Genomic DNA, 25,081 nt, shown 5'->3' on the forward strand with positions numbered 1-25,081 from the left:
TGGGGCGCCGCGCTCGGGCGCCGGGAGGAAAGACACGGAGAAGAGGGGCGGGGCTCTCGCCCGCCTCGCGCTCACGCGGAGGCCGGGAGTCCCACTCGTGTATGGCCCATGGCCGACCCGGCAGTCACACGGCGAACGTTATCGATCTTCAGGGGCCGGTGCAACACGCTGCTCCTCGAACGAGGCCCGCTCCTGCGGGCGTTGGCCGGGCAGCTCCGGGTGCAGTCGGGCCAGGAGCCGGCCGCGGTCGTGGGCGAAGGCCGGGTCCGACTGGTAGTCGGAGTGACCGAGGACGGGCGCCGGGAGGGGGTGGTCGGCCGTGCGGCCGTAGGCGAGGGGGTCACGCAGCGGCTCGTGGTCGACGTCCGGGGTGGTGGTGCCGCCGGGGACGTGCACCGGGCCGCCGATGGGGTCGGTGAGGCGATAGAGGTTGCGCCAGCAGGCGACGTCCTGGTGCAGGGCGGCGAGGGCCGGCGGGCCGAAGTGGGCCGGGAACCAGCGGCCGTACAGGCGCTCCAGCGGGGAGCCGTAGGTGAGCAGGGCGACCCGTCCGCGGACGGACGGCGGCAGCTGCCAGGCCGCCGCGGCGGCGAGGACGCTGCCCTGGGAGTGGCCGGACAGGACCAGCCGGCCGCCGGTGTGCCGGGTCCAGGTCGCCATGCGCCAGGTGAGGTCGGGTACGGCGCGCTCGGCGTAGCAGGGCGGTGCGAAGGGGTGGGCGGCGCGCGGCCAGAAGGTCCCGACGTCCCAGAGGGTGCCGATGGTGCGCCGGGCGGAGGCGTCCTTGTAGGCGCGTCTGCCCCAGGTCACGAACAGCAGGAAGCCGAGGCCGACCAGCCAGGAGCCCAGAGCCTGGGAGGTCTCGGCCATGGCCTGGACGACGTGGTGGGCGTGCCGGGCCGCCCCGGCGGGGGGCTTCCTGGTGGCGAGGGCTCCGGTCAGGGCCACGGTGCCCAGGAGCAGGGTGGTGGCGGTGAGCACGGCGACGACGAGGGGCGCCCGGTCGGTGAGGGTGGCCATGGCCCGGGCGTGGGCGATGGCACGGGTGCGGCCCGGGTCCTCGGGTTCGCCGGGGTGCTCGTGGCGGACGGTGTCGCGCTCCGCGCGGGCGAGCCGGGCGGTGCGTACCGCGAGTCCGGCGGCCAGGAGCAGGAGCACCGCGAGGACGGGCGGGATGGCGGAGGCCTGCCAGGTGAGCAGGACGGGCGGTCCGGGGAGCAGGGCGCGGGTGCCGTCCAGCCAGTCGGCGACGCGCTGGGCGACCCCGCCGGAGACCACTCCGCCGAGCGCGCAGCCGAGCAGTGCGACCGCGGGGCCGCCGAGGCCGCGCATGGCGGCGCGCGGGTCGGGTCTGCGCCGGTGGAGATCCGCGGCCACGGCACCGAGGGCGACGACGAGCAGGCCCTGGCCCAGCATGAGGGCGCCGAAGGCCGGGTCCCCGGGCAGCCGTCCGGTGGACTGCCAGCCGGGCCGGGACCAGCCGGCGTACAGCAGGCTGAGCAGCAGCAGGGCGAGCGCGCCGAGCGGCAGGCGGCGTACCAGGTGGTGGTCGAGGCGCTGGTCGAGGCGGTTCTCGCTGCGGCCCCGGCGGCACACCACGGACACCACCGCCGCCGCACAGGCGAGCAGGGCCGCGGGCAGCAGCCGGCCGAGGAGGTCCAGGGCCGCGGGACCGCCCGGCCGGTGGTCGAAGCGGGCGGCCGGGGTGGCGACGGTCGCGGCCACCGTGAGCAGGCCCGCCGCGGTGTGGGCGGCGCGCAGCCGGGCGACCAGGCGGCGCCCGTACCAGAAGCCGGGCCGGGCCAGCGCGCTCGCATGGGTGTCCGGCTCGGGGTCGAGGGTGAGGGGGCGGTGGGACTCGTACGCGTTCCAGGTGCGGTGCGAGAGGTACCAGAGCAGGCCGGTCAGTGCGGCGGGCAGTGCCGCGGCGAGGGCGAGCCGGCGGCCGGGGGCGCTCCACCAGCCGCCGGACGCGGTGGGCGCTCCGGGTACCGCGGGCGCGAGGAAGCCCAGCCAGGAGTGGCGGCGTACGCAGGTGCGGGTGCCGGCGCACTGCCAGGCCACGAGGTCCAGAGCCACTTCGCAGGCGGCGGCGATCAGCAGCACGGTCAGGGTGAGGGCGACCAGGCGCACCAGGAGGCCGTACAGCCGGACGGTGCGGGGCCGGCCGGGGGCGGCGGGGCGCATCCAGTGAGCGAGGTTGACCACCATGAACGGCAGCAGCAACAGCCACAGGGCACGGCTGCCGTCGCCGGAGGTGAGCTTGCACCAGACGTACGCCTCCTGGACGGGTCCGCTGCCGGGGTCCGTCCCGGCCGGGGCGGTGCCCGCGTCGCCGGCCCGCCGGAAGACGGCGGCCGTGTCGTCGCCGGTGATCCGGACGGTGCGCGGGTCGCCGAGCATCTTCTCGGGCGTGGTGCCGCCGACCCCGTGCACCAGCAGCTCCAGATCGTTCCCGGACCCGGCACCCCCCTGCGCGTGCCACACCGGAGCCCGGTCCGCACCCCGTCCCGGGGCCTGGTCCGCACCCCGTCCCGGGGCCTGGTCCTCACCCCGTCCCGGGGCCTGGTCCCCGGGCAGCCGCGGGGCCTGTTCCCCGCGCCGCCCTGGCGCCCGGTCCGCCCGCTGTGCCGGAGGCTGTCCTTGCGCACGTTCCACTGTTCTCGCACTTCCCCCGTGACGCGCTGACGTCTGTGTCGTGCGGGCTCCAGGATGTCCGGTCCTGCGGTCGCGCACACCCCTCGTCACGGAATCTCCCCGAACCGTGTGAGGCCGGGCGGACGGGAGACGACGCGCGTGGCGGGTGCGCGCGTCGGCAGGTGGTGGCGCACCCCGTGGCGTCCCGTGAAAAGATGGGACGCCCGCGCACTGCCGGACGGACGGAACGTCGAGGTCGGAGCCGGTGCGCCGGGCGAGTCGGACGGGTTGGCGGCGAAAGGACCGGAGCGTACGTGAGTGAGAATCAGAACCTCCTCGCGGAGCAGCGCCGCGCACTGATCCTGGACGAGGTCCGGCGCCGGGGCGGTGTACGGGTCAACGAGCTGACCCGCAAGCTCGGTGTCTCGGACATGACCGTGCGCCGTGACCTGGATGCGCTCGCCCGCCAGGGGATGCTGGAGAAGGTGCACGGCGGCGCGGTGCCGGTGGTCGACGCCAGCACCCACGAGCCGGGGTTCGAGGCCAAGTCGGGCCTGGAGCTGACGGCCAAGGAGGACATCGCGCGGGCCGCCGCCCGGCTGGTCAGCCCGGGTACGGCGATCGCTCTCTCCGGCGGTACGACGACGTACGCGCTCGCCCAGCTCCTGCTGGAGGTGCCGGATCTGACCGTGGTGACGAACTCGGTGCGGGTCGCGGACGTCTTCCACGCGGCGCAGCGGACCTCGGGGCAGCGGCAGGGGGCGGCCACGGTGGTACTGACCGGCGGGGTGCGCACCCCGTCGGACTCGCTGGTCGGTCCGGTGGCCGACCAGGCGATCGCCGCGCTCCACTTCGATCTGCTCTTCCTCGGTGTGCACGGCATATCGGTGGAGGCCGGTCTGTCCACGCCGAACCTCGCGGAGGCCGAGACCAACCGGCGCCTCGTGCACTCGGCACGGCGGGTCGTGGTGGTCGCCGATCACACCAAGTGGGGCACGGTGGGGCTGAGTTCGTTCGCCACGCTGGAGCAGGTGGACACCCTGGTGACCGATGCGGGACTGCCCGTGGAGGCGCGCGCCGAGATCGCGGAGCACCTGCGACTGGTGGTGGCGGGCGAGCCCGGGGAAGACGGCACAGACATCTGACAGTCAGTCAGCTATGGTGACTGGCGCCCGATGCCGGCTCTGCCCGGTCGACCGCAGCCGCGGAAGTGGCACAAGGGGGTTACGTCCATGGCTCGTCGTCTGCGCCCGGTGGACATCGACTTCGTCGAGGCCGCGCCCGTGCGTCTGGTCTTCGCGCGGGGTGTCTCGGCGCCCCCCGGGCAGGTCTTCCGCGCGCTCGCGGAGGACGTGCCCGGCTGGGCGGAGTGGTTCTCGGCGGTGACGCTCGCCCGGCCGACCGACGGGGGTGCCGGGCGGGAGATCCGGCTCCGCGGCGGGACGCGGTTCGCGGAGACGGTGCTCGCGTCGAAGGAGCCCGAGGTGTACGCGTACCGCGTCGACACCACCAACGCGCCGGGTGCCCGGGCGCTGGTGGAGGAGTGGCGCCTGGCTCCGCGCGGCACCGGCACCCGCGTGCAGTGGACCTTCGCCGCCGACGGGCCGGCGCCGTTCCGCTTCGCCCTCGGTCTGGCCGGGCCGGGCCTGGGACTCGCCTTCCGCCGTGCGGTGACGACCCTGGACCGGCGCCTGACGGGACGGTGATCACCCCGTTCCGGCGCGTCAGACCCGGAAGACGTCCAGGAACGTGCTCCAGAAGCCCTTTTTCCTGGCCGGTTCCTGACGCGTCGCGGCGGCCGTAGCCGTGGGCCGCGGCTGCTCGGCCCCCGTGGGGGCGCCCCGGCTCTGCAGCGCGGCGGCCGTGCGGGTCGCCGGCGTCGGGCTGAAGGCGACCGGCAGCGCCACCAGTGCCCGGTGGAACGGGCCCGGCCGCCATTGCAGTTCCTTCTCGTGGACGGCCAGCGTCAGATCGGGCAGCGCGTTGAGGATCTTCTCGATCGCGGTGACGGCGATGACCTGCGCCGGGTCCTTGGCCGGGCACGCGTGCGGGCCGGCCCCCCACGCCAGGTGGGCGCCCCTGCTGTGCGTCCGCCGGGCGTCGGCCAGCGCGGGATCGCTGTTGGCTGCGGCGAAGCTGATCACGACCGGCGTGTCAGCCTCGGCCACCACTCCCCCGAGGTCCACGTCCTGGAGCGGGTAATGGGTGGCGTAGTTGGCGATGGGCGTCTGGTTCCACAGGACGTGGTCGATCGCCTCCTCGATCAGCAGGCCGGAGTCGCCTCCGCCGGCGCCGGGCGACAGCAGCAGGAGCAGGGCGTTGCAGATCAGGTTGCGCTCCGGCTCGACGCCGGCACCCATCAGAATGATCAGCTGGTCCCTCAGTTCCTCGTCGGTCAGGCCCGCGGGGTGCTGGATCAGCCAGGAGGTGACGTCGTCGCCGGGCCGGCGCCGCTTGAGGGCGACCAGCTCCATGAGGCAGGTGTTGATGTCCTCGCTGGCACGCAGGGCGTCCTGGCCGTCGAACATCGCCGACATGGCGCTGGTGAGGGTGTCACCGATGTCCGCCGGGCAGCCGAAGATCTTGTTGAACAGCAGCAGCGGCAGCAGCTTGGCGTAGTCGTTGAGGAGGTCGGCGCGGCCCCGCTCGCTGAACCGGTCGATGAGGTAGTCGGCGATGGGCTCGACGTCCCGGCGGACCCGGGTGATGTTGAGCCGGGCGAGGCTGTCCGTGACGGCCTTGCGCAGCCGCAGGTGCACGGCGCCGTCGGTGAACAGGCAGTTGGGCCGGTACGCCATCATCGGCAGCACCGGGCTGTCCAGCGCGATCCGCCCTTCGTTCAGCGCCTTCCAGCGGCGGGAGTCCCGGGCGAACAGCGTGGAGTTCTGCAGCACGCGCAGCGCCATCTCGTGTCCGACGACCAGGGTGGCGTCGACGCCGGGTGCGAGTTCGACCGGGCCGGCCGGACCGTGGGCGCGCAACCGGTCGTAGACGTGGTGGGGGTCGGCGGCGAACGCCGCGTCGTGCATGGGGCATCTGGCCGCGGGGGCGGGGGCTGACTGGCGGTCCATGAAGTTCCTTCTGCTGGCTCCGGGCCGGTGGTCCGGGTCGTTGGGCGTGTCAGGCTGCTCGGGCGAGCAGATGACGCACGAGCGCGATGAGCGCATGGGCGGAGGACTGCCGGTCGCGGGCGTCGCAGTAGACCACGGGGGTGTCCGGGAGCAGGTCGAGGGCCTCGCGGACCTCCGTCTCCTCGTAGTTCCGGTCCGGCTGGAAACTGTTGACCGCGATGGCGTACTCGAGGCCGTAACCCTCGACGAGGTCGATGACGGGGAAGGTCTCCTCCAGCCGGGCGGGGTCGACCAGGAGCAGCGCCCCGAGCGCGCCGCGGGCCATGTCCTCCCACAGCTGCATGAAGCGCTGCTGTCCGGGGGTGCCGAACAGGTACAGGACGAGTTCGTCGCTGAGGGTCAGGCGGCCGAAGTCCAGGGCGACGGTGGTGGTCGCCTTGTCCGTCACGCCCCGCAGGTCGTCCACGTGGAGCGACGCCTGCGTCATCTTCTCCTCGGTGCGCAGCGGGGTGATCTCGGACAGCGAGCCGATGAAGGTCGTCTTGCCCACGGCGAAATGGCCGACGACCAGGATCTTGGCAGCGTTGGTCACCGCGCTGGAGACGTAGATGGATCCAGGGGCCGTCTCAGCCGATGAGGGATTGGAGTCCATGCAGAACCTTCTCGAGGGTCGCTCTGTCAACGTTCTGAGCCCGGGGCGGCTCGGCGCGGCGCAGGAGGTGGCCCTGCTCGGATAAGTCGGTCAGCAGCAGCCGGGCCACCCCCACCGGCAGCCCCACGTGGCCGGCCACCTCGGCGACCGACAGGTAGCCGCCCGCGCACAGCTCCCAGATCGCCATCACCTCGGGGCCGGCTCCCAGCGGAGGGGTCCGCTCGGGAGCCAGGGTGACGAGGGTGTGCAGCGCCAGGTCGTCCGGGGCCGGCAGGGTCCGGCCGCCGGTGATGACGTAGGAGCGGACGAAGTCACTGGTGACGGAGGCTTCCTCGCCGGGCCGCGTCATACGCCGGCACCGTCCGAGCGCGGTGCCACGCTCATGGCCTTGCTGAGGCCCGACACCGTCTTCTGCATGCGGAACGACATGGCCTCCATGTCGACGTCCAGCGCGGCGGAGACGGCGAGGTAGGAGCCCTGGCCGGCGGCGATCAGGAAGATCCAGCCGCCGTCGTACTCCAGCAGGGTCTGCTTCCAGATGCCGTGTCCCGCTCCCACGAACCCTGCGACGGCGCGGCTGAGCGACTGCATCGAACTCATCGCGGCGGCGTTCGTCTCGGCGTCGTCCCGGGGGATGTCGTCCGAGCGCTGCAGCAGCAGGCCGTCACCCGAGACGAGGATCGCGTGCCGGGCTCCGCGTACCTCGAGCACGTCGTTCAGCACCCAGGACAGGTCGATCTTCACTTGTTGTCAGGTCCTTCCGTGGTGTTCGTGGTGCGACCGAGCTGTGTGCCGCGCGCGAACGCCCCGATCCGCGACGCCGTGACCTCGCTGGCCGGCTCGGACGTCTCCTGCCGGCCGGCGGTGTCGAGGGCCGGGACCACCGTCACCGGGCCGTTGCGGCGCCGGCGCTTGGGCAGACCACCCGAGGTCGTTCCCACCACGTGCGAGGGGCCGACGACCGGCACGGGCGCCAGTCGCTGGGGGGCCGCCTCGGTTCCCTCGGCGTCCTGCGGGGCGGCGGGGGCAGGCACTTCGGCCGCGAGAAGGCTTTCGGGCACACGGATCACTGCACGTACTCCGCCGTAGGGGGACACGGAACCGACGGAGACGGCGAAGCCGTAGCGGGCGGCGAGCATGCCGCACACGGCGAAGCCGAACCGCGGCGGGTCGCCGAGGCCGGTGATGTCGACGGGGCCGTCGACGGCCAGCAGTGCCGCCGCCCGGTCCTTGGTCTCCTGGTCCATGCCGAGCCCGGCGTCGTCCACGATGAAACACACACCGGTCGGTACGGTCTGGATGTTGACCTCGACCGGCGTTCCGGGCGCGCTGTAGGTCGTCGCGTTGTCGAGCAGTTCGGCCAGTACGACGGCCACCGGCTCGACCGCCTTGCCGATGAGGGAGACGTTGACCTGCGAGTGGACGCCGACCCGGTCGAAGTCCCTGATCCTGCCCTGGGCGCTGCGGGCGACGTCGTAGACGGTGGCGGCGCCCTCGCGCCGGCCCAGCCATCCGCCGCAGAGTACGGAGATGCCCTTGGCGCGGCGGCCGAACTGGCTGCCGGTGTGGTCGACCGTCATCAGGTCGGCCAGGACGTCCGTGGTGTCGCCGTACTTCTTCAGCAGACCGTCCAGGAGAACCTGCTGCTCCTCGGCGAGCGACTGGAGCGTGCCCATCGCCGACTTCAGCACCGCCTTGGTCGCCGCCTCGGCGTCGGCCCGTACGTCCGCGAGGTCCCGCTGATGCTGCGCCGTCAGACCGGCGATGTGCGTGTGCAGCTGGCCGACGTCACCGCGGGCCTCCCCCAGTCCTGCCTCCAGGTCCTTCCTCGTTCTTCGGAGCGCCATGTTGGTTCTCCGGGCCCGCATCACCGCGACGACCGCAGCGACGAGCACCACCAGCAAGATCCACAGCAGTGGATCCCGGGTCAATGACGTCATGAGACTCTCTTCAAGTCGCATCGCGCCAGGAGCATCAGCGCGCGATGGTGCCTGTGACTGTCCCCCAGACGCGTACATGACACGCCGTCAGCCCACTGAAAAGTGGGATGATCTTATCAGTCAGCTCCACACAACACGCTTGCCCAGGGCCTCAATTGAGCCGTCACCAAACCCACACACCCCCGTCACCCGCCCGTCGGCCGGCGGGTGGCCCGAGGGCGCGGCCGGCTCAGTCCGGCCACACGCCCGTCGCCAGGAACGAGTCGATGGTCGCCGCGTACGGCGTGATGTCCAGCCCCTGCTCCGCGAGCCACGCGTCCGAGTAGTACTTGTCCAGGTACCGGTCGCCCGGGTCGCACAGCAGCGTGACGACGCTGCCCGTACGGCCCTCGGCGACCATCTCGGCGACGATCTTCAGGGCGCTCCACAGCCCCGTGCCCGTGGAACCGCCCGCCCTGCGGCCGATGGCACCCTCCAGGGCCCGTACGGCGGCCACGCTGGCGGCGTCCGGGACCTTCATCATCCGGTCGATCGCACCGGGCACGAAGCTCGGCTCCATGCGCGGCCGGCCGATGCCCTCGATCCGCGAGCCGCAGTCACAGGTGACGTCCGGGTCACCGCTGGTCCAGCCCTCGAAGAAACAGGAGTTGTCGGGGTCGGCGACACAGATCCGGGTGTCGTACTGCATGTAGTGGACGTAGCGCGCCAGGGTCGCCGAGGTGCCGCCGGTGCCGGCCGTGGCGACGATCCAGGCCGGCTCAGGGAACCGCTCCAGGTGCAGCTGGCGGAAGATCGACTCGGCGATGTTGTTGTTCCCGCGCCAGTCCGTGGCGCGTTCGGCGTAGGTGAACTGGTCCATGTAGTGGCCGCCGGTCTCCACCGCCAGGCGTGCGGACTCCTCGTACATCTTCCGTGAGTCGTCCACGAAGTGGCACTGCCCACCGTGGAACTCGATCAGGCGGATCTTCTCGGCGCTCGTCGTGCGCGGCATGACCGCGATGAAGGGCACACCGATCAGACCGGCGAAGTAGGCCTCCGAGACCGCCGTCGAGCCGCTCGACGCCTCGATCACCGGGCGGCCCGGCCGGATCCAGCCATTGCACAGGCCGTAGAGGAACAGGGAACGGGCGAGCCGGTGCTTGAGGCTGCCGGTGGGGTGGGTGGACTCGTCCTTGAGGTAAAGGTCGATGCCCCAGCGCTCGGGCAGCGGGAAGCGGAGCAGGTGCGTGTCCGCCGACCGGTTGGCGTCGGCCTGGACCTTGCGGACGGCTTCTTTCAGCCAGGAGCGGTAGGCGGGGTCGCTGCGGTCGACGTCGAGGGTGGCGCCGGTTCCGGCTCGGGGGGTGCTGCTCACGGCAGGGCTCCTTACGCTCTTCGCCGACGGCGCCTCACGCGGGCCGGCAAGTCGAGCATAGGCACCTTTCACACCGCTTCCCACCTGCATAAACGCATCTTTGGGCGGCCCAAAGAGGCGCTGTGGCACATGCGTGCGAGCGGACTGGGGGCGCACGGGCCGAAGTGCTTCGGGCCCTCGTCGCACCCGTCCCGCGCGTACTGGTGCTCCTCGCCGCATGGGGGCAGACTGCACGCGACGGGACCGCCCTCCCGAACGAGGGCGCACCGGTCCACGGGCAGACCGCAAGGGGGCGGCGAGACATGGCGGAGCCGGAGTTCACGGCCACAGGCGTGCGCATCGGCAAACGGCTGCGTTCGCTCACCCGGGCCGGGCAGGTCCGGATCAGCGACGGCCGGCTGCAGTTGCTCACCAGCTACGGCAGCGAGATCGACAGCGCTCCGGTGCAGGCGGTGCGCGCGTCCAAGCCGTGGTTCGCGCCGGAGGACCGGGCGCTGGCCGACGTCAACGGTACGCGGTACCTGCTGACGCTGGGCGAGCACGATCCCGCGCCGGAGCAGCCGGGGCCGCCCGCGGCACGGCGGTTCATCGAGGCGGTCCGCCGGGCGGCGGGGCGCGGCGGCTGAACGGCGTACCGTCGCGGCGAGTTGCGGGAGCGCTTCCGCTGCGTCACGCTGTTCTCACGTCACTCTGGGTTTACCGGCGATAACGCTGCGAACCAGCCCGCCGGCCACGACAGCAGGCGGACGTTTGGACGCAAGCCACCCTGCTGGATCCGTTGTTCTCCGTGTTTCTTCCGGTTCCTCCGGACCTCACATCGGGGAGTCGCAGCCGTGATCAGTCACCCAAGCAGGCACTGCACGGTGGAGCTCCAAGCCCTGCCGTCGCGGATCGGCCAGGTCCGCAGAATCGTATCTGCGCAGTTGCGCTACTGGCATATGGACCCGTTGATAGACCGAGCCGCGCTCGGTGTGACGGAGCTGCTCAGCAACGTCCACCGTCACGCCAGGCCCGACAAGTCCTGCACCGTCGAGCTGGAACTCCTCCCGGACCGGCTCACCGTGTCGGTGCGGGACCACGATCCGCGCCTTCCGGTACCGGTCGACGCCCCGGACGCCGCCGACGACACCCCGCTGGCCACCTGCGGGCGGGGCCTGGCGATGGTGGCCGCCGTGAGCGAGAGCTGGGGCGCGCGGCCGGACGGCGAGAACGGCAAGGTCGTGTGGTTCACGCTGCCGGCCACGGCAGCGGCCACGACTGCCGGCCGAAGTCGTCCGGCACGGCCCACGCCGCGGGCGGCGCCGGCCCCGGCAGCGGCCGGGGTGCCGGCAGCGGCCGCAATGCCGTCATCGACGCCGGCACCAACGCCCGTCCCGGCGGTGGCCGTGCCCGCAGGAGCGCCTGTTCCCGCGGGAGCCGTGCCCGCAGGAGCACCTGTTCCCGCGGGAGCGGTGCCCGCGGGAGCGCCTGTTCCCGCGGGAGCGTCCCTTCCCGCAGGGGCTTCCGTCGCCTCGGGAGCGTCCGTCGCGGAGGCAGCGCCCGTTCCCGCGGGTGCCGGGGCCGGTGCTCGGGTCTCCAAGGGTGCCGCACCGGCCGCCGCTCCCGCTCCCTCCGTGAGGGCCGGCTCGACGACGGCCTGACACCCCGCGCCCCCACCTGAGGGGGCGCGGGGCGCTGTTCACTCCGCCGCGACAGCCCGCAGCACGTCCAGCCGGGCCGCTCGGCGGGCCGGGCGGAGGGCCGCGAGGACGCCTGCCGTGAGGCCGACGAGGGCGACCAGGGTGAGCCGGAGCGGTGGGAGGGCGAAGACGAAGGCGGAGTCGCTCACTCCGTCGGACGCCTTCACCAGCGCCCATCCCAGGAAGGCGCCGAGACCGAGGCCGCCCACGGTGCCGAACGCGGCGACCAGGACCGACTCCCAGCGGACCATGGCCCGCAACTGGGCGCGGGTCTGACCGACGGCCCGGAGCAGGCCGAGTTCCCGGGTGCGTTCGTGCACGGCGAGGGTGAGGGTGTTCGCGATCCCGAGCAGGGCGATGACGACCGCGAGGGCGAGCAGGGCGTAGACGAGGGTCAGCATCATGTCGATGCCGCCCGCCGAGGACCGTGCGTACTCCTCCCGCGTCTGCACCTCGGGGTTCCCGTACCGCGCGGCGGCCCGTTTCACCGCCGCCTCGCCCGCACCGGCACCCACTCCCCGCCCGAAGGTGACGGCGATCAGCCGGTCGGAGTCCTGGGTGCGGTGCGGCGCCCAGGCGGAACGGGTGATGACGTAGTCGCCGACGAGTTGGGACGGGCCGTAGACCGCACGGACGGTGAAGGTGTCCGTCCTTCCGTCGGTGAACGTGAGCCGGGCCGTGTCGCCGGGGCGCAGGTGCTGCCGGTCGGCCTCCGTCCGGGTGAGCGCGAGGCCGTCGCTGCCGAGGCCGCGCAGCGACCCGGTGACCGTTCCGAGGTCGAAGGCGCGGGCGAGCGCGGCCGGGTCGGTGACCGTCAGCTCCCGTCCGGCGCCGTCGACCTCGGCGACTGCCTTGCCGAGCCCGACCGCGGTGTCCACCTCGGGCAGCCGTGCCAGGGCGGGGGCGAGCCGGGGGCTGAGTCCGCTGCCGCCGGCGCCGAACGACGGGGTGCTGACGGCGACATCGCCCGCGAAGGACCGGGACACGGTCTGGTCCATCGTGGCCTTGAGCGAGGCGCCGAACACCGTGAAGAGGGACACCACGGCCACTCCGGTCATCAGCGCGCTCGCGGTGGCGGCCGTCCGCTTCGGGCTGCGCAGGGCATTGCGCCGGGCGAGTGCGCCGGTGACTCCGCGCAGCCGGTCCAGCGGGCCGCCGAGCAGCCGTACGGCGGTGGTGGCCACGACCGGGCCGAGGACGACGAAGGCGGCGAGGGCGAGCAGAGCGCCGGCTCCCGCGAGCCGGAGGGACGGCGAGGCGAGGACGCCGGAGAGGGTGGCGGTGAGGGCCAGGACGGCGAGGGCGGTACCGGTGATCGCGCGGCTCCGGGAGGCGCCCGAGGTGTCGACGGCGGTCTCCCGCAGCGCGGCCAGGGGGGCGGTGCGTCCCGCGCGCACGGCCGGCAGGAGCGCGGAGCCCAGGCAGACCACGAGGCCCACCGCGAGCGGCAGGACCATCGACGGTGTCCTGATGACCAAGGCGCCCTCGGGGAACGGAAATCCGATCGCCGGAAAGAGCGCCTGCAGCCCGGCGGCGACACCGGTGCCGCCCGCGAGTCCGGCGGCGGAGGCGGTGAGCGCGACCACCGCGGCCTCGGCGAGCGCGGCGGCCGTGACCTGGCCACGGGCGGCACCGAGGGCCCTCAGCAGGGCGTTCTCCCGGGTGCGCTGGGCGACCACGATGGCGAAGGTGTTGTGGATGGAGAACGTGGCGACGAGCAGGGCGACGCCGGAGAAGACGAGCAGGAAGGCCGTGAACACGGTCAGGAACTGGCTGGAGATCATGTCGGTGTTCTCGCGCGCCGACTGCTGCCCGGTGATGGCCTCGACCCCCTTGGGCAGCACGGGAGCCAGCCGCCGCACCAGTTCCCGCTGGGAGACGCCGTCGGCCGCCCGCACCTGGATGCTCGTGGCCTGCCCGGGCCGTTCGGTGAGGTACTTCTCGGCATCGGCCCGGGTCATCCCGGTGAAGGTCACCTGCGCCATGCCGTCCTGGCCGCCGAAGGTGGCGAGTCCGACGACGGTCACCCGTACCGGGTCAGGGGTGCGCAGGACGGTCGTGTCACCGATCTCGAGGCCGCCTTTCGCCGCTGCGCCCCGGTTGACGACGACCTCGCCGGGACCGGCGGGGGCGCGGCCCTCGGCGATCCGGTACGGATTGAGGTCGCGGTCGGTGATCCAGTTGCCGGCGAGGGTCGGCGGCCCCTGCCCGCCGACGGGTTCGCCGTCGGCGCCGACCAGTTGACCCGCGCCCTGGATCTGGGGGGCCGCCGCCGCCACGCCGGGGACGCGCTCGATGCTCCGCACCAGCGAGATGCTCACCGGCCGCCGTACGCCCTGGGCCTCCCCGGGTGCGGTGATCGCGTCGGCACCGCGTACGACGGCGTCGGTGCCGCTGGTGGCCTCGCCGAACATGCTGCCGAAGCTCGCGCGCAGCGTGTCGCCCATGACGAGGGTGCCGGTCAGGAAGGCGACCCCGAGGAACACGGCGAGGAACGTGCCGGCGAAGCGACGCCGGTGTGCGCGAAGGGAGTTGAGGCTGAGCCGCAGGGATGCGTTCACGACCGCACCTCGAAGGCCTTCATGCGGTCGAGGACCTTGTCGGCGGTCGGCGCCTCCATCCGGTCGACGAGCCGTCCGTCGGCCAGGAAGACGACCTCGTCGGCGTGGGCGGCGGCCACCGGGTCGTGCGTCACCATGACGACCGTGCGTTCCGTCTGCCGTACCGCACGGCCGAGCAGGCCCAGGACCTCGCCGCCGGAGCGGGAGTCCAGGTTGCCGGTCGGCTCGTCGGCGAAGACGACGTCCGGGCGGCCGGCGAACGCCCGGGCCACGGCCACGCGTTGCTGCTGGCCGCCGGAGAGTTCCGAAGGCCGGTGGTGCAGCCGGTCGCGCAGTCCGACGACGTCCACGAGCGCGTCGATCCACTCCCGGTCGCCGCGCCGCCCCGCCAGGTCCAGGGGCAGCGTGATGTTCTCCGCGACCGTCAGCGTCGGCACCAGGTTGAAGGCCTGGAAGACGAAGCCGACCCGGTCGCGGCGCAGCAGGGTGAGACGGCGGTCGTCCAGGGCGCCCAGTTCGGTGTCGCCGATCCAGGCGGTGCCGGACGTGAGCGTGTCGAGGCCGGCCGCGCAGTGCATGAGGGTGGACTTGCCGGAGCCCGACGGTCCCATGATCGCCGTGAAGCGTCCGGCGGGGAAGGCGAGGCCGACGCCGTCGAGGGCGCGTACGGCGGTGTCGCCGGCGCCGTACACCTTCACGGCGTCCACCACACGGGCCGCGGCTCGCGGCTCGGTCGTCGTGGTCACGCCGCACCGCCCTTGGCCGCGCGGCCGAACTGCTCCTCCAGGACGGACAGGCGGCGCCAGTACTCGTCCTCGTCGATCTCGCCGGAGGCGAAACGCCGGCCGAGGACCGCGAGCGGCGAGTCGCCCGCCGGGCGTCCGGCGTCCAGGGGCCGCCAGGGCCCGCCGCGGCCGCGCCGGCCGGTGCGGCGCAGGACGGTGACGGCGCCGAGCACGACGGCCGCCCAGATCAGCGGGAAGAACAGGATCCAGGGGCCGGGTCCGCCGTCCCAGTTCGCCAGGGTCTGCATCGCGGGTCATCTCCCTCGTCGGGTTCGGTCTTCGGGCGATGTCCCGAGACTCCCGCCGGGAGGGGGTCCGGGTCGTCGTGCGGCCGGCGGCACCGCGCGTACCTCCCGGGGAGTACGGCCACGAGGCACGACTGCTACCGGCGGACGCGCGCCCTGGAGTCTGTAACTACTAGTATGTACAGTGAGTGCGTGAGCACCTCGGAACGACTGATCGAGTCCACCCGCGAGCTGCTGTGGGAACGCGGATACGTGGGGACCAGCCCCAAGGCGATCCTGGAGCGCGCGGGCGCCGGCCAGGGCAGCATGTACCACCACTTCAAGGGCAAGCCCGACCTCGCCCTGACCGCGATCCGGCGCACCGCGGAGGAACTGCGGGCCACCGCCGAGGCCGTCCTCGCCGGCCCGGGCACGCCGTACGAGCGCATCGAGGCGTATCTGCTGCGCGAGCGTGACGTGCTGCGGGGATGCCCGGTAGGCCGGCTGACCATGGATCCGGACGTGATCGCGAGTCCGGAGCTGCGCGCGCCGGTCGACGAGACGATCGCCGCTGTCCGCGAGCGGATCGCGGGGGTCGTCGAAGAGGGCAAGCGGCTGGGGCAGTTCGCGCCGGAGCTGGACGGCGCGGAGATCGCCGCAGCCGTCCTCGCGACCGTGCAGGGCGGCTACGTCCTCGCGCGTGCCGCCGGCTCGCCCGCCGCCTTCGACGCCGGCGTCCGCGGCCTGCTCGCCCTGCTCTCGCCCCGGACTCCCGGAGTGAGCGACCAGCCCGCCTGAACCCGCCCGGAAGGACCCCGGATGCACGCCATGCAGTACGAGTTCACCCTGCCCGCCGACTACGACATGGGCAGGATCCGCTCCCGTGTCGCCCGGGCCGGGCATCTGCTCGACGACTGGGACGGTCTCGGCATCAAGACGTACGTGATGCGCGAGCGGGGGGTGCACGGTTCGCCGGTGAATCAGTACGGCCCGTTCTACCTCTGGAACACCGTGGAGGGCATGAACCGATTCCTGTGGGGCGGAGCCTTCCAGGGGCCCGTCGGCGACTTCGGACGGCCGGCCGTGCGGCAGTGGACCGGCCTGGCCTTCGAGGAGGGCGCCGCGACCGCTTCCGCGCCCACGACCGCCGTCCGCCGTCGCCGACCGGTGCCGGACGGCGTGGAGTTGGCGGCCTTCATGGCGGACGCGGTGGCCGAGACCGGACGGCTGGCGGCCGCGGACGGCGCGGTGCTCGCCGCGGCGGCCGTCGACACGCACACCTGGGAACTCGTGCACTTCTCGCTGTGGGACCGCGACAGCCCGAAGGCCGAAGGCGACGTCTTCCAGGTGCTGCACCTGTCCGCGCCCGGCCGGGACCGGCTCCCGCGCGGGCGGCAGTGGTGAGCCGCGCCCGTACGTCCTCGGCGGCGTCCGGCCGGAGGAACAGCGCGTGCGCGACGCGCACGACCACCTCTTCCCGTGCCGCACCCGGACGTCAGCTGTTCGCCAGCTCCCCGGCGCTGCGTTCCACGCAGAACTCGTTGCCCTCCGGGTCGCGCAGCGTCACCCATCCGGTGCCGTCGGGCCGCCGGTGGTCCTCGTGCAGTTCGGCACCGAGCGCGAGCAGGCGCTCGACCTCTTCGTCGCGGGTGCGGTCCTGCGGCTGGAGATCCAGGTGCACGCGGTTCTTCGCGGCCTTGGGGTCGTCGACCCGCACGAACAGCAGGGTGCCGGCCGCAGACGTGACCAGGGCCTGCGGATCCCCGGGGAAGTCGTCGTCGGCGAGCGAGCCGTCCAGGGCCTGCGCCCAGAAGCCGGCGTGCGTGTAGGGGTCGGCGGAATCGACGGTGATGTGACGGATCGAGGAAGCCATGCCGCCGATCCGATCATGTACCACCGCCGCCGTCCAGGTGCGTGGACAGCATCCGGCGCGCGTGCGGCAGGACTGGGCAACCGGGCCGCTCCCCGCGGCGGCGGCGCAGGGACGCGTTCTAGACGCCCCGGGTCAGCGCGCCCAGCGGGTCGTCCAGGACCGGCTGCCAGGCGAGTTCGGCCGCGCCGACCAGGCTGTTGTGGTCCAGGGTGCACGGGAGGATGGGCACCCCGCCGCTCTGGCCCCACAGGCTGCGGTCGGCGACCACCGCGCGCAGCCGGTCCGCGTCCGCGTCCAGCAGGGTGCGGTGCAGGCCGCCGAGGATGATGCGGTCCGGGTTGAGGATGTTGACCAGGCCGGCCAGTCCGAGACCGAGGCGGTCGATGAGGGCTTCCGCGGCCGTGCGCACGGCCGGGTCGCCGTACTGCGTGCGCAGCAGGTCGTTGGCCTGCTGGAGCAGGGACACCTCGGGACCGGGTTCGCGGCCCGCCTCCACGAGCAGCGCCAGCGGGTCGGCCTCGACGTCCAGGCAGCCGCGGCTGCCGCAGTGGCACGGCCGGCCCTCCGGGTTGACCGTGAGGTGGCCGACCTCCAGCGCGAGGCCCGAACTGCCGGTGTGCAGGCGGCCGTCCAGGACGAGCGCGCCGCCGACACCCCGGTGCCCGGTCGCCACGCACAGCAGGTCCCGCGCACCCCGGCCCGCGCCGTGCCGGTGTTCGGCGAGCGCGGCGAGGTTCACGTCGTTGCCTGCGAAGGCGGGTCCGGTGAGGCCGGCGGCCCGCACGCACTCGGCGAACGTCTGCCGGACGGGGGCGCCTACGGGCCAGGCCAGGTGCAGGGGGTTGAGCGCCAGGCCGTCGGGTTCGGCGACGGCGGACGGCACGGCGAGTCCGGCGCCGACACAGCGCCGCCCGGTCGTGCGCAGCAGTTCCGCGCCCGCCTCCACCACGGACCCGAGCACCTTGGCCGGGTCGGCGTCGACGGTCTCGCAGCCGGGCGCGGTCGCCACGATCCGCCCGCCCAGGCCGACCAGCGCGGCCCGGAAGCCGTCGGCGTGGACCTGTGCCGCGAGGGCCACCGGCCCGTCCTCGGCGACCTCCAGCCGGTGCGAGGGGCGCCCCTGGGAGCCGGCCGCCGAGCCGGGCCGGGCGTCCACCCGGATCAGGCCCAGCGCCTCCAGCTCGGCGGCCACGGCACCGGCCGTGGCGCGGGTGACGCCGAGTTCGGCGGTGAGCACGGCCCGGGTCGGTGCCCTCCCGGTGTGCACCAGCTCCAGCGCGGGTCCGAGCGCACCGCGCCCCCGGTCCAGCCGCGCCCTCGAGGTGGTCCTCTCCCCCGCCGTGCGGGGTTCCGCCTTGCCGCTCATGAGGGGGAGTCTCCCATGATCCGCATCCTGGGTGGCCGGCGCCGCCGGCTACCGGCCGCTCACCCGCAGGGTGATGTTGAGCCGACCGGTCAGGCCCAGCCGGTCCGGCGCCGTGCCGGCGCGGACGCGCGGTACGCCGTGGTAGGCGAACCGGGAGGGGCCGCCGAAGACGAACAGGTCGCCGCTGCGCAGCTCCACGTCGGTGTACGGCTGCCCGCGCGTCCCGGTGTTGCCGAAGCGGAACACGCAGGTGTCGCCGAGGCTCAGCGAGACGACCGGCGCGTCCGCCTTCTCGTCGCCGTCACGGTGCATGCCCATGTGTGCGTCGCCGTCGTAGAAGTTGATCAGCGCGATGTCGTACGGGGCCGCGGGCACGGCGGCCGGGCCGAGGGCATCGGTCACCGCCCGGCGGGCCAGCGCGCCGAGCCAGTCCGGGAACGGCTTCACGGGAGTGCCGTCGCCGTCGACGACCGTGCGGGCGTAGGCGTACGGGTACCAGTGCCAGCCGAGGCAGACCTGGCGTGCGGTCATCGTGCCGCCGCCGGGGGTGCGGACCGTGCGCAGCCCGGCCGGCGGGCGTGCCCACTCCCGGCAGGCGCCGAGCAGGGCGCGCTGCCGCTCGCCGTCCAGCCAGTCCGGGACGTGCACGGCGCCCGTCGCGACCTCCGTGCGCTCCCGGGGGAACAGCTCGTCCTCCATGCCCCCATCCTGCCCCACCGCCTCTGATCTGCGGCTCCGCTAGCCTGGACGCACGATGAGCGACCGTATGACGACACCGTGGGGCGAGGCCGAGCTGACCCGCTTCCCCGAGGATCCGCGCGACCGGCTGCGTGCCTGGGACGCCTCCGACGCGTACCTGCTGCGCCACCTCGCCGAGGAGAGGGTGCCGCTCACGGGTGCGGTCGTGGTGGTCGGGGACCGCTGGGGCGCCCTGGTCACCGCGCTGGCGGAGCGGCGGCCGACACAGATCACCGACTCCTTCCTGAGCCAGGAGGCGACCCGGGCGAACCTGGCGCGGTCCGGCGCCGAGCCGGGTGCCGTACGGCTGCTCACCACGCAGGACCCGCCCCCGGAGCGGGTGGACGTGCTGCTGGTGCGCGTGCCGAAGAGCCTGGCGCTGCTGGAGGACCAGCTGTTGCGGCTGGCGCCGGCCGTGCACGCGGACACCGTGGTGATCGGCACCGGGATGGTGAAGGAGATCCACACCTCTACGCTGCGGCTGTTCGAGCGGATCCTCGGGCCGACCCGGACCTCGCTGGCGCAGCAGAAGGCGCGGCTGATCTTCTGCACCCCGGACCCGGCGCTGGAGCGGCCCGCGAACCCGTGGCCGCACAGCTATGCCCTGCCCGACGACACCGGAGTGGTGTCGGGACGCACGGTCGTGAACCACGCGGGCGTCTTCTGCGCCGACCGGCTGGACATCGGCACCCGGTTCTTCCTCCGGCACCTGCCCGGCCCGGGCGCCGGGCGCGTGGTGGACCTCGGGTGCGGCAACGGCGTGGTCGGTACGGCGGTGGCGCTGGCCGATCCGTCGGCCGAGGTGCTGTTCGTGGACGAGTCGTTCCAGGCGGTGGCCTCGGCGGAGGCCACGTACAAGGCGAACGGGGTGCCGGGACACGCCGAGTTCCGGGTGGGCGACGGGCTGGCCGGGGTGGCGCCCGGCAGCGTGGACCTGGTCCTCAACAACCCGCCGTTCCACTCCCACCAGGCGACCACCGACGCGACCGCGTGGCGGATGTTCACCGGGGCGAAGCGGGCGCTGCGGCCGGGTGGCGAGCTGTGGGTGATCGGCAACCGCCACCTCGGCTACCACGTCAAGCTGAAGCGCCTGTTCGGGAACAGCCGACTCGTCGCGGGTGACCCGAAGTTCGTCGTGCTGCGGGCCGTCAAGCAGGGCTGACGAAGCCGGGCGGGGGGCCCGGTCCCGGCCGGATCCCGGCCGTGTGCCGCGACCGGATCCCGGCCGTGTGCCGCGGCCGGATCAGGCGGCGGTGCCGGTGACGACACCGATGATCCGGGCCACTTCCCGGGCCATCGCCTCCCGGCCGACGCTGAGGTACTTCCGGGAGTCGACGGCCTCCGGATGGGCGGCGAGGAACTCCCGGATCGCGCCGGTCATGGCGACGTTGAGCGCGGTGCCGACGTTGACCTTGGCGATGCCGCCCTCGACCGCCGCGGCCAGCCCGTCGTCGGGTACGCCGGAGGAGCCGTGCAGGACGAGCGGAACGGTCACCGCGGCGGACAGCCGTCCCAGCAGCCCGTGGTCGAGGGCGGCGGTGCGGCTGGTCATGGCGTGGACGCTGCCGATGGCGACGGCCAGGGCGTCGACTCCGGTGTCGGCGACGAAGTCCCGTGCCTCGCCGGGATCGGTGCGGGCGCCGGGTGCGTGCGCGTCCAGCGGAGCCCGGACGGTCCGCCCCCACCCGCCCTGCCCGGCCTTGCCGCCGATCTCCCCCAACTCGGCCTCGATCCACAGCCCTTGGGTGTGCGCCCAGTCTGCGGCGGCCCGGGTCGCGGCGAGGTTCTCGGCGTAGGGCAGGCGGGCGGCGTCGTACATGACGGAGCTGAACCCGGCGTCGGGCGCCTGTCGCAGCAGGTCGTCGCTCTGCACGTGGTCCAGGTGGAGCGCGACCGGTACGGTGGCCCGTTCGGCGACGGCGACGGTGGCGCGGGCCAGCGGCAGGAGCCGCCCGTAGCGGAACTTGACGGCGTTCTCACTGACTTGGAGGACGACGGGCGTGCCGGCCGTCTCGGCGCCGGCGACGACGGCCTCGACGTGTTCCAGGGTGATGACGTTGAAGGCGGCGACGGCGGAGCGGGCTGCGGTGGCACGGATGACCAGTTCGCCCGTGTTTGCGAGGGGCACGTGCGTCCTTCCGGGACGGGAGCCGGTGCGGCTCAGGGGGCGAGGATCACCGAGCGGGTGAGGTGACGGGGCCGGTCGGGGTCGAGTCCCCGGGCGGCGGCGACGGCCACCGCGAGGCGCTGCACGCGGACGAGTTCGGCGAGCGGGTCGAGTCCGCCGTCGATCCACGACGCGCCGGTGGCGCGGACCTGTCCGGCGAGCCCGTCGGGTGCCTCGCCGAGCATCCAGGTGGCCGTGCCCCCGGTGCTGATGCTGATCGGGCCGTGCCGGTACTCCATGGCCGGGTAGGCCTCGGTCCAGGCGAGGGAGGCCTCGCGCATCTTCAGGCCGGCTTCGTTGGCGAGTCCGACGGTCCAGCCGCGCCCGAGGAAGGTGAACTGCCGGCACTCCACGAGCCCTTCGGGCAGGGGTGTGGCGAGGGCGGTGCGCGCGTCGGCGACGACGGTGTCGGAGTGCAGCCCGAGATGGGCCCGCAGGAGGGTGAGCGCGGTGGTCGCGAACCTGGTCTGCACGACGGAACGCTCGTCGGCGAAGTCCAGGACCACCAGGGCGTCCGCGGCCGACACGACCGGGGTGGCGGGGTCTGCGGTGACGGCGGTGGTGCGCGTCCGCCCCCGCACCCTCCCCAGCAGTTCCAGCACTTCGGTGGTGGTGCCGGAGCGGGTGAGGGCCAGGATCCGGTCGTACGGCCGCCCGTGCGGGAACTCGGAGGCGGCGAAGGCGTCGGTCTCGCCCTGCCCCGCCCCCTCACGCAGGGCGGCCACCGCCTGCGCCATGAAGTACGAGGTCCCGCACCCGACGACGGCGACCCGCTCCCCCGGTTCGGGCAGCGCGTCCCGGTGTCGCCCCGCCTGCTCCGCCGCCCGTGTCCAGCACTCCGGCTGGCTGTTCAGCTCGTTCTCGACATGGGTCATGCCCACACCCTCCCCTTACTGATTGTTCCTGCAAGATATAGCCAGCTTTCGAGCACAATCAAGCATTCGCGCGCAGGAGCGGGTGCGCTAGGGTCGCTGGGAGACCGGGGAAGATCGCGGAATGATCGGCGAACGGTCGGTGAGCCGGCCGGTGAGCGGTCGGACGACCGACCGGTCGGGGCCGCGGAGCCCTGGCCCCGGTCGGCAGGGGAACGACCGGAGAACGGAGGCCGCGGATGTCCCGGGACGCCCGCTGGAAGGCGCTGCTGGAACTGCTCGTCGAGCGCGGCCGGCTGGAGGTCGAGGAGGCGGCGGCCGAACTCGCGGTGTCCGCGGCCACGATCCGCCGGGACTTCGACCAGCTCGCCGAACAGCAGATGCTGGTGCGCACCCGGGGCGGCGCGGTGGTGCACGGGGTGTCGTACGAACTCCCGCTGCGTTACAAGACCGCCCGCCGCGCCTCCGAGAAGCAGCGCATCGCCAAGGCGGTGGCGGAACTCGTCGCGCCCGGCGAGGCGGTGGGGCTGACCGGCGGTACGACGACCACGGAGGTGGCCCGCGCGCTCGCCGTGCGCGGGGACCTGTCCACCGGCTCCCCCGCGCTGACCGTCGTCACCAACGCCCTCAACATCGCCAACGAGCTGGCCGTACGGCCCCAGTTCAAGATCGTGGTGACGGGTGGGGTGGCGCGTGCGCAGTCGTACGAACTCATCGGTCCGCTCGCGGACGGGGTGCTGAGCCAGATCACGCTCGACGTCGCCGTGCTCGGTGTCGTCGGCTTCGACGTCACGCACGGGGCGGCGGCGCACGACGAGGCGGAGGCCGCCATCAACCGGCTGCTGTGCGAGCGGGCCGAGCGGGTGGTCGTCGCCGCCGACTCCAGCAAGCTGGGCCGGCGGGCGTTCGCCCGGATCTGCGGGGCCGAACTGGTGGACACGCTGGTGACGGACACGGCGGTGGGGCAGGAGACGGTACACCGGTTCGAGGAGGCGGGCGTGGCGGTCCTGGCGGTCTGAGCGGCGACTGTTTCAGAACGCGCCGAGGTCGGCCTTCACGAACCCCGCACCCCGCTGGTCGTTGCAGCCGGCCGCCGGCCGGTCCCCCGGTTCGGGCCAGGCCTGCTGGGCCTTGAGCGCCACGCTCACCAGGGTCAGCAGCAGATCGACGTCGCTCGCGGCGTCGAGGCGCAGGGTCACCCACTGCGAGCCCGGAACGATCCTGATCGCCCCGGAGTCCTTGAGGTCCTTGGCGAGCCGCCGGACGGCCCGGTCGGTGAGCCGCAGGTCGACATCGCGCTCGGAGTGGAAATGGGCGATCTCGCCGTGGACCGAACTCACCGCCCGCCCCAGACCGCAGCTCGGCACGGCCGGTCTCAGGTCCGGCCAGATCGCCAGTTGTGCGAGCGCGCGCGAGGCCAACGTCATGGGCCCATCATGGCGCGCTCACCCGCTCGCAACCAGCTCGTGAGCAAGCATTAACCGACCTGTATCCCCCGCACGTTCCACGACCCGTACGCATGCCCACCCCTCGAACGCCCGCCCCCCTGGCCGCGGTTGCCCCCACACCGGACAGGGGCGGGCGGACACCGCGGTCCGGGGCCCACCCGGACACCCCCTTCGAGCGGCCCTGACCTCGTCGCCGGCCGCCGCCGGCACGGACGTACGACCCCGCGCCACCACGGACGAACGACTCGGCGACCTTGCGAACGCACGGCTCCCTGCCCGCACCGGACGACTCGGTACCCCACGGGACGACTCCGCGCCCCCGCAGGACGACTCGCGAGGCAGGCCCTTGACGAACTGGTTTGCCCCACCCGCCCGGCCCGCCCTACCCTGAGTTTGTGCCGCAAATAAACAAAACCCGTCCGCACAGCGTGGTGCCGGGCCCGAGCCTCACCCCGCTGCGTGCGGCGATCACCGCGTTCTTCGCCCTGGACGGCTTCATCTTCGCCGGGTGGGTCGTCCGTATCCCCGACATCAAGCACCAGACGCACGCCTCCGCCGGTGCCCTCGGCCTGGCGCTGCTCGGAGTCTCCGCCGGCGCCGTCCTCACCATGACCCTGACCGGCCGGCTGTGCCGCCGCTACGGCAGCCATCCCGTGACCGTCGTCTGCATGGTGGTGCTCGCACTCAGCGTCGCACTGCCCCCGCTCACCCACTCGGCACCGGCGCTGGGGGCCGTCCTGCTGCTGTTCGGCGCGGGCTACGGCGGGGTCAACGTGGCGTTCAACAGCGCCGCCGTGGACCTGGTGGCCGCCCTGCGCAAGCCGGTCATGCCGAGCTTCCACGCCGCGTTCAGCCTGGGCGGCATGGTCGGGGCGGGCCTCGGCGGGCTGGCCGCCGGCGTCCTGTCCCCCACCCGTCATCTGCTCGGGCTCACCGTGACCGGGCTGCTCGTCACGGCCGTCGCCGGGCGCACCCTGCTGCGGCAGGCGCCGCCCGTGCCGCCGGAGCGGACACCGACGCGGGCCGCCGGCACGGCACGGCAGCCGGCCGCGCGCGGGCTCGTGGTCGTCCTCGGGCTCGTCGCCCTGTGCACGGCCTACGGTGAAGGCGCCATGGCCGACTGGGGCGCGCTCCATCTCCAGCAGGACCTCGCCGCCTCCGCCGGTACCGCGGCCGCCGGGTACGCCTGTTTCGCGCTGGCCATGACCGTCGGCCGGCTGACGGGGTCGACACTGCTGGCCCGCTTCGGCCGGGCCCGTACCGTGATCGCCGGCGGCACCGTCGCGACCGCGGGCATGCTGCTCGGCTCCCTCGCCCCTTCCGTGGGGGCGGCGCTGACCGGCTTCGCCGTCACCGGCCTCGGACTGGCCAACCTCTTCCCGGTCGCCGTGGAGCGGGCCGGTGCGCTGGCCGGCCCGTCCGGCGTCGCCGTCGCCTCCACCCTGGGCTACGGAGGCATGCTCCTCGGCCCGCCCGCGATCGGCTTCATGGCCGACTGGTTCTCCCTCCCCACCGCGCTGACCAGTGTGGCCGCGCTGGCCGCCGTGGCCGCCGTCATCGGGGTGTCGACGCGCGGGGCGCTGGGCCGCTGACCTCCCGCGGCGGCCCGCCGGCCGGTGAGCACGCTTCTGCTCCGGGCCCTGCCGGCCGGCCCGGAGTGCACTGCCGGGCCGGGCCCGCCGGCGCCGGCCGGGCCGTGAGCACGCGCCGCCCG

Annotated in this window: 24 protein-coding genes and 1 pseudogene; 9 read left to right on the forward strand and 16 right to left on the reverse strand. The window is 73.6% G+C overall.

Annotated features, from left to right (window positions below):
- Nucleotides 1-138: 138 nt before the first annotated feature.
- Nucleotides 139-2,487, reverse strand: a complete 2,349-nt coding sequence (locus tag JK359_RS12250) for a hypothetical protein (protein ID WP_201834935.1) — start codon at nucleotides 2,485-2,487, stop codon at nucleotides 139-141.
- A 464-nt stretch (nucleotides 2,488-2,951) separates the two neighbouring features.
- Here JK359_RS12250 and JK359_RS12255 point away from each other — a divergent pair, with 464 nt between their 5' ends.
- The gene (locus JK359_RS12255; RefSeq protein ID WP_201834937.1) at nucleotides 2,952-3,782 is read left to right on the forward strand and encodes a DeoR/GlpR family DNA-binding transcription regulator; all 831 of its coding nucleotides are present in this window, start codon (nucleotides 2,952-2,954) and stop codon (nucleotides 3,780-3,782) included.
- Nucleotides 3,783-3,869: 87 nt separating this feature from the next.
- Nucleotides 3,870-4,343 (forward strand): SRPBCC family protein, encoded by a 474-nt coding sequence (locus JK359_RS12260; RefSeq protein WP_201834939.1) that lies wholly within the window; start codon nucleotides 3,870-3,872, stop codon nucleotides 4,341-4,343.
- Between the two features lie 18 nt (nucleotides 4,344-4,361).
- On the opposite strand, the gene JK359_RS12265 is transcribed toward JK359_RS12260, so the two are convergent.
- From JK359_RS12265 to cds1, 6 genes are all read right to left on the reverse strand, one after another.
- Nucleotides 4,362-5,666, reverse strand: coding sequence for a cytochrome P450 family protein (locus JK359_RS12265; protein WP_201835445.1), 1,305 nt, complete (start codon nucleotides 5,664-5,666; stop codon nucleotides 4,362-4,364).
- A gap of 91 nt (nucleotides 5,667-5,757) precedes the next feature.
- Nucleotides 5,758-6,360, reverse strand: a complete 603-nt coding sequence (locus tag JK359_RS12270; protein WP_201834941.1) for a GTP-binding protein — start codon at nucleotides 6,358-6,360, stop codon at nucleotides 5,758-5,760.
- A complete protein-coding gene (locus JK359_RS12275; RefSeq protein WP_201834943.1) occupies nucleotides 6,335-6,709 on the reverse strand; it encodes a DUF742 domain-containing protein in 375 nt (124 codons plus the stop codon). The genes JK359_RS12270 and JK359_RS12275 overlap by 26 nt, the downstream gene beginning before the upstream one ends.
- A complete protein-coding gene (locus JK359_RS12280) occupies nucleotides 6,706-7,104 on the reverse strand; it encodes a roadblock/LC7 domain-containing protein (RefSeq protein ID WP_201834945.1) in 399 nt (132 codons plus the stop codon). Before JK359_RS12280 ends, JK359_RS12275 begins: the two co-directional genes overlap by 4 nt.
- Nucleotides 7,101-8,300 carry an ATP-binding protein gene (locus tag JK359_RS12285; protein WP_201834947.1) on the reverse strand — a complete coding sequence of 400 codons (1,200 nt, stop codon included), beginning with the start codon at nucleotides 8,298-8,300 and terminating at the stop codon, nucleotides 7,101-7,103. Before JK359_RS12285 ends, JK359_RS12280 begins: the two co-directional genes overlap by 4 nt.
- A gap of 229 nt (nucleotides 8,301-8,529) precedes the next feature.
- Nucleotides 8,530-9,654 carry an L-cysteine desulfhydrase Cds1 gene (cds1, locus tag JK359_RS12290; RefSeq protein WP_201834949.1) on the reverse strand — a complete coding sequence of 375 codons (1,125 nt, stop codon included), beginning with the start codon at nucleotides 9,652-9,654 and terminating at the stop codon, nucleotides 8,530-8,532.
- 302 nt (nucleotides 9,655-9,956) lie between these two features.
- Between cds1 and JK359_RS12295 the strand changes: the two genes are divergently transcribed.
- On the forward strand, nucleotides 9,957-10,280 hold the full coding sequence (locus JK359_RS12295) for a hypothetical protein (protein ID WP_201834951.1): 324 nt from the start codon (nucleotides 9,957-9,959) through the stop codon (nucleotides 10,278-10,280).
- Between the two features lie 207 nt (nucleotides 10,281-10,487).
- A pseudogene (locus JK359_RS38970) lies at nucleotides 10,488-11,033 on the forward strand (ATP-binding protein); the annotation flags it as partial.
- Nucleotides 11,034-11,332: 299 nt separating this feature from the next.
- On the opposite strand, the gene JK359_RS12305 reads toward JK359_RS38970, so the two are convergent.
- Genes JK359_RS12305 through JK359_RS12315 form a run of 3 tightly spaced genes read right to left on the reverse strand, consistent with a single transcriptional unit; the run spans nucleotide 11,333 to nucleotide 14,927 of the window.
- Nucleotides 11,333-13,894, reverse strand: coding sequence for an ABC transporter permease (locus JK359_RS12305; protein WP_201834955.1), 2,562 nt, complete (start codon nucleotides 13,892-13,894; stop codon nucleotides 11,333-11,335).
- Nucleotides 13,891-14,640: an ABC transporter ATP-binding protein gene (locus JK359_RS12310; protein ID WP_201834957.1), complete on the reverse strand. Its 750-nt coding sequence runs from the start codon at nucleotides 14,638-14,640 to the stop codon at nucleotides 13,891-13,893. Before JK359_RS12310 ends, JK359_RS12305 begins: the two co-directional genes overlap by 4 nt.
- Nucleotides 14,637-14,927 carry an SHOCT domain-containing protein gene (locus JK359_RS12315; RefSeq protein ID WP_201834960.1) on the reverse strand — a complete coding sequence of 97 codons (291 nt, stop codon included), beginning with the start codon at nucleotides 14,925-14,927 and terminating at the stop codon, nucleotides 14,637-14,639. Before JK359_RS12315 ends, JK359_RS12310 begins: the two co-directional genes overlap by 4 nt.
- A gap of 174 nt (nucleotides 14,928-15,101) precedes the next feature.
- Between JK359_RS12315 and JK359_RS12320 the strand changes: the two genes are divergently transcribed.
- Nucleotides 15,102-15,701 carry a TetR/AcrR family transcriptional regulator gene (locus JK359_RS12320; protein WP_201834962.1) on the forward strand — a complete coding sequence of 200 codons (600 nt, stop codon included), beginning with the start codon at nucleotides 15,102-15,104 and terminating at the stop codon, nucleotides 15,699-15,701.
- 21 nt (nucleotides 15,702-15,722) lie between these two features.
- Nucleotides 15,723-16,307 carry a DUF4865 family protein gene (locus JK359_RS12325; protein WP_201834964.1) on the forward strand — a complete coding sequence of 195 codons (585 nt, stop codon included), beginning with the start codon at nucleotides 15,723-15,725 and terminating at the stop codon, nucleotides 16,305-16,307.
- Nucleotides 16,308-16,398: 91 nt separating this feature from the next.
- On the opposite strand, the gene JK359_RS12330 is transcribed toward JK359_RS12325, so the two are convergent.
- The 3 genes from JK359_RS12330 to JK359_RS12340 form a co-directional block, all read right to left on the reverse strand.
- Nucleotides 16,399-16,776: a VOC family protein gene (locus tag JK359_RS12330; protein ID WP_201834966.1), complete on the reverse strand. Its 378-nt coding sequence runs from the start codon at nucleotides 16,774-16,776 to the stop codon at nucleotides 16,399-16,401.
- Between the two features lie 118 nt (nucleotides 16,777-16,894).
- Complete coding sequence (locus tag JK359_RS12335; protein ID WP_201834968.1) at nucleotides 16,895-18,142, reverse strand: ROK family protein; 1,248 nt, start codon at nucleotides 18,140-18,142, stop codon at nucleotides 16,895-16,897.
- 48 nt (nucleotides 18,143-18,190) lie between these two features.
- Nucleotides 18,191-18,841 carry an alpha-ketoglutarate-dependent dioxygenase AlkB family protein gene (locus JK359_RS12340; RefSeq protein ID WP_201834970.1) on the reverse strand — a complete coding sequence of 217 codons (651 nt, stop codon included), beginning with the start codon at nucleotides 18,839-18,841 and terminating at the stop codon, nucleotides 18,191-18,193.
- A gap of 67 nt (nucleotides 18,842-18,908) precedes the next feature.
- On the opposite strand from JK359_RS12340, the gene JK359_RS12345 reads away from it, so the two are divergent.
- Entirely contained in the window at nucleotides 18,909-20,042 is a 1,134-nt protein-coding gene (locus tag JK359_RS12345; protein WP_201834972.1) for a methyltransferase, read from the forward strand.
- 81 nt (nucleotides 20,043-20,123) lie between these two features.
- Here JK359_RS12345 and JK359_RS12350 read toward each other — a convergent pair whose 3' ends face one another.
- Nucleotides 20,124-21,008 (reverse strand): class II fructose-bisphosphate aldolase, encoded by an 885-nt coding sequence (locus tag JK359_RS12350; protein ID WP_201834974.1) that lies wholly within the window; start codon nucleotides 21,006-21,008, stop codon nucleotides 20,124-20,126.
- A 32-nt stretch (nucleotides 21,009-21,040) separates the two neighbouring features.
- On the reverse strand, nucleotides 21,041-21,922 hold the full coding sequence (locus JK359_RS12355; RefSeq protein WP_201834976.1) for an SIS domain-containing protein: 882 nt from the start codon (nucleotides 21,920-21,922) through the stop codon (nucleotides 21,041-21,043).
- Between the two features lie 236 nt (nucleotides 21,923-22,158).
- Here JK359_RS12355 and JK359_RS12360 point away from each other — a divergent pair, with 236 nt between their 5' ends.
- On the forward strand, nucleotides 22,159-22,938 hold the full coding sequence (locus JK359_RS12360) for a DeoR/GlpR family DNA-binding transcription regulator (RefSeq protein WP_201834978.1): 780 nt from the start codon (nucleotides 22,159-22,161) through the stop codon (nucleotides 22,936-22,938).
- Between the two features lie 12 nt (nucleotides 22,939-22,950).
- On the opposite strand, the gene JK359_RS12365 is transcribed toward JK359_RS12360, so the two are convergent.
- Nucleotides 22,951-23,346: a luciferase domain-containing protein gene (locus JK359_RS12365; RefSeq protein WP_201834980.1), complete on the reverse strand. Its 396-nt coding sequence runs from the start codon at nucleotides 23,344-23,346 to the stop codon at nucleotides 22,951-22,953.
- Between the two features lie 416 nt (nucleotides 23,347-23,762).
- Here JK359_RS12365 and JK359_RS12370 point away from each other — a divergent pair, with 416 nt between their 5' ends.
- Nucleotides 23,763-24,959: an MFS transporter gene (locus JK359_RS12370; RefSeq protein ID WP_307788079.1), complete on the forward strand. Its 1,197-nt coding sequence runs from the start codon at nucleotides 23,763-23,765 to the stop codon at nucleotides 24,957-24,959.
- Nucleotides 24,960-25,081 lie beyond the last annotated feature (122 nt).

The sequence above is a fragment of the Streptomyces actinomycinicus genome, from assembly GCF_016741775.1.
Taxonomy (GTDB): domain Bacteria; phylum Actinomycetota; class Actinomycetes; order Streptomycetales; family Streptomycetaceae; genus Streptomyces; species Streptomyces actinomycinicus.